At 37.9% G+C, this 11,974-nt stretch carries 11 protein-coding genes; 9 read left to right on the plus strand and 2 right to left on the minus strand.

What is annotated here, in order from left to right:
• The first annotated feature begins 13 nt into the window (after positions 1 to 13).
• The 6 genes from E0Y80_RS12875 to E0Y80_RS12900 all read left to right on the plus strand — a co-directional run bounded on the left by E0Y80_RS12875 (position 14) and on the right by E0Y80_RS12900 (position 6,901).
• Positions 14 to 1,363, plus strand: a complete 1,350-nt coding sequence (locus E0Y80_RS12875; protein WP_156308083.1) for a vanadium-dependent haloperoxidase — start codon at positions 14 to 16, stop codon at positions 1,361 to 1,363.
• Positions 1,353 to 2,741, plus strand: coding sequence for an ATP-binding protein (locus tag E0Y80_RS12880; protein ID WP_156308084.1), 1,389 nt, complete (start codon positions 1,353 to 1,355; stop codon positions 2,739 to 2,741). Before E0Y80_RS12875 ends, E0Y80_RS12880 begins: the two co-directional genes overlap by 11 nt.
• Positions 2,742 to 2,877: 136 nt before the next feature.
• Entirely contained in the window at positions 2,878 to 4,206 is a 1,329-nt protein-coding gene (locus tag E0Y80_RS12885) for a gluconate:H+ symporter (protein ID WP_156308085.1), read from the plus strand.
• Between the two features lie 21 nt (positions 4,207 to 4,227).
• Positions 4,228 to 4,701 (plus strand): RidA family protein, encoded by a 474-nt coding sequence (locus tag E0Y80_RS12890; RefSeq protein ID WP_156308086.1) that lies wholly within the window; start codon positions 4,228 to 4,230, stop codon positions 4,699 to 4,701.
• 1 nt (position 4,702) lies between these two features.
• Positions 4,703 to 5,809, plus strand: a complete 1,107-nt coding sequence (locus E0Y80_RS12895; protein ID WP_156308087.1) for a D-TA family PLP-dependent enzyme — start codon at positions 4,703 to 4,705, stop codon at positions 5,807 to 5,809.
• 9 nt (positions 5,810 to 5,818) lie between these two features.
• The gene (locus tag E0Y80_RS12900; RefSeq protein WP_156308088.1) at positions 5,819 to 6,901 is read left to right on the plus strand and encodes a dipeptidase; all 1,083 of its coding nucleotides are present in this window, start codon (positions 5,819 to 5,821) and stop codon (positions 6,899 to 6,901) included.
• A gap of 108 nt (positions 6,902 to 7,009) precedes the next feature.
• On the opposite strand, the gene E0Y80_RS12905 is transcribed toward E0Y80_RS12900, so the two are convergent.
• A complete protein-coding gene (locus E0Y80_RS12905) occupies positions 7,010 to 7,423 on the minus strand; it encodes a hypothetical protein (protein WP_156308089.1) in 414 nt (137 codons plus the stop codon).
• Positions 7,424 to 7,514: 91 nt separating this feature from the next.
• Positions 7,515 to 7,751: a hypothetical protein gene (locus E0Y80_RS12910; protein WP_156308090.1), complete on the minus strand. Its 237-nt coding sequence runs from the start codon at positions 7,749 to 7,751 to the stop codon at positions 7,515 to 7,517.
• A gap of 719 nt (positions 7,752 to 8,470) precedes the next feature.
• On the opposite strand from E0Y80_RS12910, the gene E0Y80_RS12915 reads away from it, so the two are divergent.
• From E0Y80_RS12915 to E0Y80_RS12925, 3 genes are all read left to right on the plus strand, one after another.
• Positions 8,471 to 11,005, plus strand: coding sequence for a tetratricopeptide repeat protein (locus E0Y80_RS12915; protein ID WP_156308091.1), 2,535 nt, complete (start codon positions 8,471 to 8,473; stop codon positions 11,003 to 11,005).
• Positions 11,006 to 11,290: 285 nt separating this feature from the next.
• Positions 11,291 to 11,512 (plus strand): DUF7336 domain-containing protein, encoded by a 222-nt coding sequence (locus tag E0Y80_RS12920; protein ID WP_156308092.1) that lies wholly within the window; start codon positions 11,291 to 11,293, stop codon positions 11,510 to 11,512.
• A 249-nt stretch (positions 11,513 to 11,761) separates the two neighbouring features.
• Positions 11,762 to 11,944 (plus strand): hypothetical protein, encoded by a 183-nt coding sequence (locus tag E0Y80_RS12925; RefSeq protein ID WP_156308093.1) that lies wholly within the window; start codon positions 11,762 to 11,764, stop codon positions 11,942 to 11,944.
• The last annotated feature ends 30 nt before the right edge of the window (positions 11,945 to 11,974 follow it).

Genomic DNA, 11,974 nt, shown 5'->3' on the forward strand with positions numbered 1-11,974 from the left:
AATAAAGATTGTCATGTCAGATAAACCACTTGTTATAAAATGGAATCAGCTATGTCTTGAAGCCATTAAGTTGACCAAATCGTCCGGTCCATTTGCTGCTAGGGCATTAGCCATCTTACATACGGCAATGTATGACGCTTGGTCTGTTTATGAAACTTGTGCGATAAGTACAACTACCGCCAAGTATATTAAAATTCCTAAACAGCAATGTGCCAAAGAAAATATTCGGAAATCATTCTCTTATGCTGCTTTCCAAGTATTAATGGACCTGTTTTGGCTAAAGTTACCGGCAGAATCTAAAGGAATATTTATTGATTTAATGTGCCAAGAGGGATTTGATCCTGCAATTAAAACATTAGATATCTGCAAACCTGAAGGTATTGGAAATATCATGGCTAAATTAAACCTGGAATTGCGGCATGCTGATGGCGCCAATTCCTTGGGAACAGTACATATGCCTCAACTCTCGGATTATACTGGCTATAAACCTAAAAATACGCCTGAGATAATATATGACATGAGTCATTGGCAACCGCAATATAAGTCCATCGAAAATAAAAAATCTCAAAAATTCTTATTGCCGCACTGGGGTTTGATTAAGCCTTTTGCCCTTACCTACAATTGGCAGTTTAGACCCAACCCTCCATATACTAAGGAACAAGCTGAATTTAAAATGCAGGCTAGGGAAATATTAGATATCAATGCCGGTCTTACTGATGAACAAAAGGTCATCGCAAGTTATTGGGAAGATGCTAGGGGAACTTTTACAACGGCTGGACACTGGTGCGAAATTGCCCAATTTGTAGCTCAAAAAGAATATTATAGAAATTCTCAATGCATTAAACTGTTCTTTGTTTTAACCAATGCAATGTTGGATTCTTCAATTGCTGTTTGGGAATGTAAACACTATTACGATTCTGTTCGACCTATTACAGCAATCCGAGCTCTCTTTAATGCAACAACAATACAGGCATGGGCTGGTCCTTGTAAAGGGACCGAAACGATGAATGGTGAAAATTGGACCCCATACCTGAAAACTCCTGCTTCTCCCGAATATATTTCATTCCATAGCTGTATAAGCCGTACAGCCGCGGTTATACTTAAAACTTTTACCGGTAATGATGTGTTCGGGGGCAGAACAGTAATAAAAATGGGTACTTCAAAAATTGAATCGGGAAATACTCCCTGCATGGATATCGTATTGGATTGGCCAACTTATTCCTTTGCCGCAGAACAAGCCGGACAATCCTGTTTATTTGCTGGAATCCATTTTTCCAAAGCAACCCAGGAAGGGCACCATGTAGGGGTCAAAATAGCAGTGACTGCATGGGAAAAAGCTAAGTTCTATTTCAATGAAAAGTAAAAAGGAAATAAAAGAATCTCATATCAGCTTCGTTGATAGAAATGCTCCAGAAGAATATAAATATTTGGAACGTTTGATCTTGCATAGACTCGATGTTTGGTTTCCTGCGGATATTGAAATTCCAAAACCTTCAGCGGAGATTGATAAATGGACCGCTAATCTTTCCGATTTTGTCAGCAAAAACAATCTTAATCTGGATGAATCTACCGTCTTATTAATCGCCATGGTACCGCATGTAATCCCAGATTTATTTGATAACCTAATTAATTATAAAATGCAGCATTCTGGTGATTTTCAAAAAATCGGAGGAGTGCGGGGAAAAGATTTTCGAGGTTTTATTCCTACTGCTGAAACTGCAGTATTTCTCCTTGCAGATGATGATTATGAAAAGCGCTTAGAAATTCAAAAGCTTTTTTGGGCTGATCATTTCTTTGATAAAAAGAAAGTGCTATGGTTAGAGGACCCAATTTCTGGGGATCCAGAAATGAGCTCAAAAATCAAGATATCAAAAGAATATTTGGATAATTTTATTTTTGGAATTTCTACTCAACCTAAATTCAGTGTAAACTTTCCTGCAAAGCAGATAGAGACCTCCTTAGAATGGAAAGATCTTATCATCAGCAATGAGCTCAAGGCACAAATCGAAGAATTGAAAAGCTGGTTGAAGTACAATGAGCAATTAATTACAGAATGGGGGATGGCCGGTCGAATTAATAAGGGCTATAAAGTCCTGCTTTATGGACCTTCAGGTACTGGAAAAACCCTTACTGTTGGCTTGTTGGGAAAAGAAGTCGGGAAACAGGTATTTAAAATAGATCTCTCTATGGTTTTATCCAAATATATTGGAGAAACTGAGAAAAATTTGGAACAGATCTTTGCTAAAGCTGAAGATAAGGGCTGGATTCTCTTCTTTGATGAGGCAGATTCACTCTTTGGAAAAAGAACAAATGTACGTGATGCACATGATAAATATGCCAACCAAGAAGTTTCCTATTTATTACAGCGAATAGAGGATTACAATGGTATGGTCATATTGGCTACCAACATGAAGAATAACATTGATGATGCATTCATGCGTCGGTTTAATTCTATTCTGAAATATTCCGTTCCCGAAGCTGATGATAGAGCCAAAATCTGGCGACTTTCATTCCCTAAAGATCTTCAATTCTGCAACGCAAATAGACAAATAATTGATATTCCTGAACAGGTTAAAAATTATGTTATCTCTGGTGGTTCCATAATAAACGTAGTCCATTATGCCAGTATAAAAGCAATTGAAAGATATCAAAAGGATAATAGTCAGAAATTTATTTTCTTACCTGATGTTTTAGATGGAATTAAAAAAGAATTATTAAAAGAAGGTAAACCCTTTGGATAGTATTCAAATAGCCTTTCCTCAAAGGATTTCCATATATCCTGCATAAAATAGATTTGTAATTCTTAAATTAGGGAGAAGAATTACCAAAACCCTCAAAAAGAGGGAATTCCTAACTTAATCCAAGATTATAAACTATATGGTATTTATAATTGTGCTCCTAAGCTTGCTATTGCTTGTCCTTCTTATAACCTATTTCAAAGTCAATACCTTTATTTCCTTCCTTATTGTTTCCATTTTGGCGGCTATTGTCCTAGGGATTCCCATGTCAAAGATTCCGGGTACGGTAGAAAAGGGGATAGGTTCAATTATGGGAGGCCTAACTCTGATTATTGTTTTGGGTGCCATGCTGGGTAAGATCGTCGCCGAAAGTGGCGCCGCAGAAAATATTTCCACCGTCATGGTCCGGTTATTCGGTGTAAAACACCTTCAATGGGGAATGGCTTTTACAGGTTTTATCGTCGGAATTCCGCTTTTTTATGGAGTAGGATTTGTCCTATTGGTCCCTTTAATTTTCTCAATCGTCTATAAATATAAACTACCATTAGTTTATATCGGATTACCTATGTTGGCGGCTCTTTCGGTAACGCATGGTTTTATCCCTCCTCATCCTTCCCCGGTTGCTCTTGTCGTACTTTTTAATGCCAATATGGGCCTGACCTTAATTTATGGTATTCTAATCGCTATACCCGCAATAATTTTAGGCGGACCTTTATTTAGTAAGACTCTTAAACATATTAAAGCAGGTAAGTCAGAAATATTTAACCTAGAGGAGGTTGATCATTCGAATGATTCCTATAACAAACCTGGAAAATGGAATAGCTTTATAACAGCTTTATTGCCAGTGATATTGATTATTTTATTTACAGTATTACCTTATTTAGTTCCTAAGACTAATGTAAATGCGCATGAAATCATATCATTCTTTGGTTCCGCTAATATTGTTATGCTAATAGCGATTATATATGCGACTTTTTCATTGGGTATTAGTCTGGGAAGGCCAATTAAAAGTGTCATGATCACTTATTCTGAGGCTGTCAAGGATATCGCTATGATCTTACTTATTATTGCCGGGTCTGGGGTCTTCAAACAGGTTATGGAGGAAAGTGGGGTAAGCTTATTACTCGCCAACAATTTACAAGGGCTGCCCATACATCCATTAATTCTTGCTTGGATAATTACCGCCATTATACGCGGATGTATTGGTTCTGCTACGGTTGCTGCATTAACTGCGGCTAGCGTTCTCTTACCTTTGATTCAATCTTCAGGAGTAAACCCCAACTTAATGGTTCTCGCAATCGGTGCTGGTAGCTTAATGTTCTCCCATGTTAATGATTCCGGATTCTGGATGTTTAAAGAATATTTAGGGATTTCTGTTAAAGATACTTTCCGTTCCTGGTCAGTCATGGAAGCAATTGTTTCAATTGTGGGTTTGATTGGTGTTATGATTTTATCCATCTTTATATAATTGATTTAAAAAAAACACACAATGAAGATTAATGCAGACGAACAGTTCGATAAATTAGGTTTATCATTACCTCCGGCACCAGCGCCTAAAGGCGTTTATAAGCCTTATGTTATCGATGGTAAATATCTTTACTTATCGGGACATGGGCCAGTGCAAGATGATGCTTCTCTAATCATCGGTCGAATTGGTAGCGATATGGATGCTGACGCTGGTAAACTGGCCGCTCAACAGGTAGGATTGACAATGCTCTCAACGATAAAAACCAACTTAGGATCCTTGAATAAAATAAAAAGGGTTATCAAAGTTTTAGGGATGGTCAATTGTACCCCTGATTTTGAAAGACATCCTTTTATTATTAACGGCTGTAGTGAATTATTTGCTGCTGTATGGGGCGAGGAAAATGGAATCGGGACACGCAGTGCAGTAGGTTTTGGTTCTTTACCCGACAATATCCCAGTTGAAATAGAAGCTTTGTTTGAATTACATGCTGAATAAAATGGAAAATTGGTTTGAGGTTGAAAATGCAAATGAGATAAATTCTCCGGCACTCTTGCTCTTTCCGGATAGAATTAAAAATAATATCATCCTTTTAAAGGAGATGGTAAATGGCGATACTTCCAGATTGCGTCCCCACGCTAAGACGCATAAAATGGTGGAGGTCACTAAAATGCTTATTGAAGAGGGGATCGATCAATTTAAATGTTCAACAATCGCTGAAGCTGAAATGCTCGCATTAAGCAATGCAAAGGATGTTTTGTTGGCTTATCAGCCTGTTGGACCTAATTTAGCACGTTGGATTCAACTTATCAAGGAGTATCCCAACACGCATTTTTCCTGTTTAATTGATAATGAATTTACGATCCACGAATTGGGTAGATTAGCGCATGATAATGAAGTAAACCTTTTTGTTTATCTGGACTTGAATGTAGGAATGGGAAGAACCGGTGTCTCCTTAGAACAGATCAATGAGTTGGTTCCAATTATTCAAAATTATGATGGTTTGGTTTTAGAAGGTTTGCATGGTTATGATGGCCATATTCACGATCCCGATTTATTAATCCGCCAAAAACAAAGCGACGCCTGTTATCAGATAGTTAAAGACGCTTTCCTTTTACTACAGCCACAATTTAATCATTCATTAATTTTGGTTATGGGCGGCTCGCCATCTTTCAGTAGCCATGCCAAAAGATCCGATGTTGTCTGTAGTCCTGGAACTTTTGTTTTTTGGGATTGGGGATACAAAGAAAAAATCCCTGAACAACCTTTTCAACCTGCCGCAATATTGCTTTGCCGTGTAATTTCAATTATTAACGATACCCGAATCTGCGTTGACTTAGGCTACAAAGCCGTTGCCTCAGATCCTCCATTACCAAGAGTTAAATTTCTAAATGCGGATGATGCGGTGCCCGCTTTTCAAAGTGAAGAACACATGGTGCTGGATGTCGAGGATAGCAATTTCTATCCAATTGGAACTGTTCTATATGCAATTCCTACACATATATGTCCAACAGTGGCCTTATACGATCGGGCTCAAGTAATTTTAGACCATCAGAAAATTACAAGTTGGCAAGTCATCGCAAGAAGTAGAATGCTAAATATTTAATAATATCACATGAATCAACCCTTTTTAATAGATGCTCACTTAGATCTTAGTATGAATGCCTTGGAATGGAACCGGGATCTCCGTGTTTCCATTTCTGAACTGAATAATAGGGAAAAAGGTTTATCGGATAAGCCTGACCGTGGTCTTGCTACGGTTACCTTTGACGAACTTAAAAAGGGAAATATAGGATTGGTTGTTGCCACCCAAATTGCCAGATATGTTGAGCCGGGAAGCGCTTTGCCCGGATGGAATTCACCCCAACAAGCTTGGGCGCAAACGCAGGGGCAATTGGCATGGTACAAAGCCATGGAAGAAGACGGTTGCCTAAAGATGATCCAAAATAAAAATGACCTTGATTTGCACATCAAGGATTGGACCGGCGGAAACCACAACGAGGATCGCAGAATTGGATATATCCTGAGCTTGGAAGGAGCAGATTCATTAGTAGACCTTAGCTATGTTGAAAAAGCTTACTCTTATGGTTTGAGAGCAATCGGTCCGGCGCATTACGGTCCCGGCCGATATGCAAACGGTACCGACTCTTCCGGAAAACTAAATAATCAGGGAATCGAACTCCTCAAAGAAATGGAAAGGTTGAATATGATCCTTGACGCGACCCACCTCAATGACGATGCTTTTTGGGATGCTTTAAGTAGATATCACGGTCCTATTTGGGCTAGTCATAATAATTGTAGAACCTTCGTCAATCATAACCGTCAATTTAGTGACGAGATGATTAAAGAATTATTGGGTAGAAATGCTGTGATTGGAGTAGCTCTAGATGCTTGGATGATGGTACCCAACTGGATACGAGGAAAATCCACCCCAAAGGATACCAATTGTAATATGGAAATCATGGCCAATAATATTGACCACATCTGCCAATTGGCCGGCAATTGTAACCATGTCGGCGTAGGTAGCGACCTTGATGGTGCTTTCGGGAAGGAGCAATGCCCTCACGATCTTGAAACTATCGCAGATATTCAGAAGGTCTTTCCAATCTTGAAAGCGAGAGGATACAATGATATTGACCTTGAAAAAATAGCCTATAAAAATTGGTTGAGATTTATGAAAGAGGCATTGCCCGAATAGGCCTTTAAAAGATCAATACAATATCAAAATCTAATAATTCGATTTTATTGAAACATAGTATTAATCAAGAATGACCAATTTTTTATTATTGATCATTCTTGAAATCGATTATTTTTTTCGATCACCTAGTATTCTAAAGTGGTTATCTTTTGCTGTAGCTGCAGTTTTGGTAGAAGTTATTACGACAGTCTGATTATCGATATAATAGATAAATACCCCATTAGGATCATCTTCTTTATTTACAATTGAACCATCTTCTTCAAATACATCAAAAACTCTTGGAGATCCTCCAGTCGAAGGGTCGGGAGTCACTTTTAGTTGTCCTTCGCCAGTCTTATTGATTGTTACTGAGCCTTTCTCAAAAGTTTTTAATCCTCCAGCTGCTAGATAAACGGTCATTTCCCCAACAAATGTACCTTCAGCAACCTCAATAGGTGAACTGCTATCCTTACTGCAAGAATTAAATCCTAATGTTGCAACGGATAATAAAGCAATACTTAAATATTTAATCTTTGATTTCATAGTTATAAGTTGTGATTTAGTTCCGTAGGCTCAATTATCCTGCCAATAAAAAATTATTTATAATACTGAAAATAAAGGTTTAAACATGCATTTATGAATTATCTGCTTGGATTTTCGTTGTGTTTAGGTTTGGTTTTGGTCGTGTTTTGCTCGTGTCTCGTCCACAGCTTGTCCAAAAGTTATCCGGAGCTCGTCCGCTCGCAAGCGGACGAGCTGTGGACAATTTCCTAGCAAGGTGCGGACCATTCACGACTAAAACACGACTGAAACACGAAGGAAGGTAGATGTTACTTTTGAGGGGCAAAAGTAACCAAAACCCTTGGCTCATTTTAAAGTGGCTAGTCGCACGAGGCCTGGGCGCGTGAAGGAAATTCCTTTATGGCGAGGATGCCGTTCTGCAAAATCATTCCTTTTGAGGGAATGATTTTTTGAAAGCATCCAAGGCCAATCCCCCCACACAATGGCCGCGGAATTTCCTTCACCTTTCCGACACTGGAAAATGAGCCGGTCTAATCAATCCTTTGCTTCTGGGAGGTGTTGTGGATGGAGGAAAGATTGGGGGGGTGAATGGCTTATACCTTCGGTCCCTGAGCCTGTCGAAGGGCCGACGTATTGTCAAAGGGATGAACAAATTCGGTCCCTGAGCCGTTGCCCTGAGCTTGCCGATGGGCTGACGAATTGTCAAAGTATAAAAATAGTTTCCAACGCTAAAGCGTTGGAATGACAGTTTCCAATATTGGGTAGAGAGGGAAATAGGAAAAGAAGTCCCTTTTGAATGGACTTCTTTTCCTATTTCCCTGTGTTTTCCTCAAGCGGATCTCGTCATTCTATGTCGAATGACATAGAAACTAATTTTAAAACCTCGCCGATGAAAAACTACATTAATAAGTTTATTACCCTCTTCCTTAGCCTTTTTACAGGCATTTAACTTAATTGTGATTGGAATTTTTTAGTTTTGAGTTTTGCTTTTAGGATGGGGATAAACTTTATCGTTATAATTTCCTCTTAGAAGTAGCGTTATGAAAAACATAGAAACTGGGAATTACAATGATACTGAAACAAAGGAGTGGATATAATAACTTGAAACATGTACTAACTGGAATTTTTTCTTTGGTATTGGTTGCAGGATATGCGCAGGAGGAAAAACAACAAACGGACAAGCTACAATCTGTTACGCAGTTAGATACTACGAAACTTAGAGTAGGGGATTCTATAGAGATTGTGCGTGATTACCGTCCGATGTTGGCTGATGCTGTGAAAATTCGTCGCAGTCCAGATATGAAGATCGACCGTGCTGCACTTGAGGTTGAGCTTAAGGAGCTCGTTGCGAGCATGTATTTTGCAAGAACTCCCTATAGACAGCCATTTCACAGTCCTTTACCAGAAAGGCACCCGAATTCTTCACGTGACAATATAGATAATAACAGGATTGGGATCATTGCTTTTCGAGCAGGAGAGTTCGATAGGGCAGCATCGATTCTGTCTAAAGTGCAACCTAATGATGCATTTTACCAAAGCTCACTTATTGCTTTAGGACATATTGCCCTGAATGCAGGGGATAAGCAAAAGGCACATCAAGCTTTTTATAAAGCTGCACATATGAACTATGATCGGGAATTGAAGGAAGATGGACTTTATAATTATGGAAAGATTCTTTATGAATTGGATTCTGTAAAGGTTGGATTGAAACCATTACAGCAGTATATCGCGATGAAAAATGAGGATCTTGATCCTGAAACTAAGAAAATTGAGACCACAGAAACCCGAATGGCAAATGTCCTATCGGGAACTACAAATTTTCAATCAGCGGTATATTTATTGGAATCATTTGCCAACAGGCAGCCAAAGGAAGAAATGATCTACCAAAAGCTTACCTATTACCGGGGATTAGAATTTTACAATGAGCGTGCATTTGAAAACAGTATTTCTATGTTTATGCGTTCTGAAAAGCTTAAGTACGATCCAGAAATGGCAGCTTTGGCTACCTATTGGAAAGCTGAAGCTATGTATGAGGTTCGGAAATATAAGGAGGCAGTAGAGAACTTTAGCAACTTCCTTCGTTTACCAGCAGCAAAAAATACATCTGTTTACAATTATGCGAACTATGCATTAGGCTATGCGGCTTACCGAATCAATCGATATAGCATGGCTGCTGAGAGTTTTGAACGCTTTTTGGCAACGGCTGAAGCTACTGACGATAAAAATATTCGTTATGATGTATTAGCGAGATTAGGGGATTCTTATCTTTATATGCGGAACTATGGCCGTGCAAATGAATACTATGATCAATTGATTGCTGCTAAAGCTCCAAATCAAGATTATGCATTGTTTCAGCATGGAATAATCCTTGGCTTACAGGGAGATAAAGAAGGTAAGCTCAGTACCTTGAAATCTGTAGTTGAAAAGTTCCCGGAGTCTAATTATGCGGATGATGTAGCATTTGAGATTCCATATCAATATTTTACGAGTGGCGATTACGATACTGCCATTGCTGGTCTTCAAAGCATGATAGAGCGGTATCCAAGAAGTAGTTACGTTCCGCGAGCATTGATGACGATTGGCTTAGTTCAGTATAATAAGAATGACAATGAGGCGGCGATGGCAACATTTCAGCGTGTTGTCAAAGATTATTCGAAGACCAGTGAGGCATCTCAAGCATTGCTATCCATTGAAAGCATTTATCTGGATGCAGGAGATGCTACCGGGTATATCCAATACGCTACTGGCACAAATATTACTGACTTAAGCGAGGCTGAGCAGGATAATCTGGCATTTCAGGCTGCGCGTACATTGTTTTCAAGAGGACAATATGGTCCTGCTGTAGAAGCAATAAATGCTTATTTTGATAAATTTCCTAAACCTAGGCAGGAGAAACATGCTCGATTTATTCGCGGGGTAAGTTTATACCATACCAAGCGTCCGGAAGAAGCATTACATGACCTGAACATTATCTTAAATGATTGGACTAGTCAGTATACGGGTCAAACTTTAATGACTGTGGCTTCTCTGTATCTTAACTTAAAAGAATACAATGAAGCAATTGTTCACCTCAAAAAACTTGAACTCAATTCAGACTATAAGGATAACTATGGTTTTGCAGTGACTAATTTAATGAAGTGCTATTACGAAATCGGTGATTTTGAGCAGATGGAAAAATATGCACAACTGATCAAAGATTATGCGGGAGCTACTGACGAGGAAATTGCTACAGCACACTTATATAGTGCTAAGGCGATGGAAAAGGAAGGGAATACGGAATCTAGAACCAAGGAATTGAATTTGGCGGCATTGAAAAGCCAATCTGCAGCAAGTGCAGAGGCTAGGTACCTTGTAGCATTGCAGCAATATAAAAATAAGGAATATACCAAAGCTGAGAAATCGGCGTTTGATGTCATCGAAAACATGGATTCCAATGATTATTGGGTGGCCAAGTGTTTTATCCTTTTGGCTGATACATATACTCGTAAAGGAAATGCTGTACAGGCTAAGAGTACTCTGGAAAGTGTGATTGAAAATTATGAAGGAGATGATGATATTATTCCTGATGCAAAAGATCGCTTGCAGAAGTTGAGTAAGAAATAATTGAGAGATTGTTGATAGTGAATATGTATTTTCACTATTGATAAAGAATTAGATATTTAGTCGTTCCTAATCAGGGACGACTTTTTTTTGGATATATTTTTAGATCATTTTATTGTTTCCTATTACAATTTCTTCTAAAATTTAAAAGGAATTTAATTTGGAATTACATTAAAAATCTGAAATGGAAATTGTAAATTTTGATCATGTTATAGAACCCTAAAATGTTAATTTTATCAGATGTTACCAATAGAGGAATAAATAAGTTAAAACACATAAGCAATTGAAATGCAGGAAGTTTATATATTGTGGCATACTCATTATGATGATAGGCTTGAACGTGGTGAGGACTCTAAATTGATAGGGGTTTACACTTCAATTAAGAATGCTGAAGAGGCAATTAGGAGATCATCAATGCTTGATGGGTTTAAGGATAATTTGGAGGGATTTGAGATTTCAACTTATCAATTAGACTTTGATCATTGGACCTCTGGATTTATTACGGAATAATTAGAGTGAAGGGAAGACCAAAATAAAATTTTGGAAATGGAGATGGTTCATTAGATATTAAGTCACTAGAAATTTGAAAGGGTTACAGTTTTTTTATAGTAATTCTAAGTAGGGCATAAGGATTATCGCAGCCAAGAATAAGCATGGTTTATCATTTAGTTGATTAGAAGTATTAAGAATTGACTAAAAATTGTTTTTATTGTTTGGCCTATTACTTATAATGATTATGATAAAATAAACGCTAAAAAAATGATTACGTTAAAGCCAATTAAGAATGAGGAACAGTATGAAAGTTATTTGGAAAGAATTTATTTCTTAATGCAGAATGATTTAAAAGCAGAATCTAAAGAATCTGATGAAGTTGAAATTCTCACCATCTTGGTTAAAAATTATGAGGATAGACATTTTAAGTTAATAAATGATCTAATGTAAATGTATTTATAGTTTTGATTTAGGAAATTG

It is taken from the genome of Sphingobacterium endophyticum, from assembly GCF_009733535.1.
Classification (GTDB): domain Bacteria; phylum Bacteroidota; class Bacteroidia; order Sphingobacteriales; family Sphingobacteriaceae; genus Sphingobacterium; species Sphingobacterium endophyticum.

Excerpts from the sequence above, each read along its gene's own strand:
- E0Y80_RS12875 (WP_156308083.1), top strand. The coding sequence starts at position 14 with ATGTCAGATAAACCACTTGTTATAAAATGGAATCAGCTATGTCTTGAA.
- E0Y80_RS12880 (WP_156308084.1), top strand. The coding sequence starts at position 1,353 with ATGAAAAGTAAAAAGGAAATAAAAGAATCTCATATCAGCTTCGTTGAT.
- E0Y80_RS12885 (WP_156308085.1), top strand. The coding sequence starts at position 2,878 with ATGGTATTTATAATTGTGCTCCTAAGCTTGCTATTGCTTGTCCTTCTT.
- E0Y80_RS12890 (WP_156308086.1), top strand. The coding sequence starts at position 4,228 with ATGAAGATTAATGCAGACGAACAGTTCGATAAATTAGGTTTATCATTA.
- E0Y80_RS12895 (WP_156308087.1), top strand. The coding sequence starts at position 4,703 with ATGGAAAATTGGTTTGAGGTTGAAAATGCAAATGAGATAAATTCTCCG.
- E0Y80_RS12900 (WP_156308088.1), top strand. The coding sequence starts at position 5,819 with ATGAATCAACCCTTTTTAATAGATGCTCACTTAGATCTTAGTATGAAT.
- E0Y80_RS12905 (WP_156308089.1), bottom strand. The coding sequence starts at position 7,423 with ATGAAATCAAAGATTAAATATTTAAGTATTGCTTTATTATCCGTTGCA.
- E0Y80_RS12910 (WP_156308090.1), bottom strand. The coding sequence starts at position 7,751 with ATGAGCCAAGGGTTTTGGTTACTTTTGCCCCTCAAAAGTAACATCTAC.
- E0Y80_RS12915 (WP_156308091.1), top strand. The coding sequence starts at position 8,471 with ATGATACTGAAACAAAGGAGTGGATATAATAACTTGAAACATGTACTA.
- E0Y80_RS12920 (WP_156308092.1), top strand. The coding sequence starts at position 11,291 with ATGCAGGAAGTTTATATATTGTGGCATACTCATTATGATGATAGGCTT.
- E0Y80_RS12925 (WP_156308093.1), top strand. The coding sequence starts at position 11,762 with ATGATTACGTTAAAGCCAATTAAGAATGAGGAACAGTATGAAAGTTAT.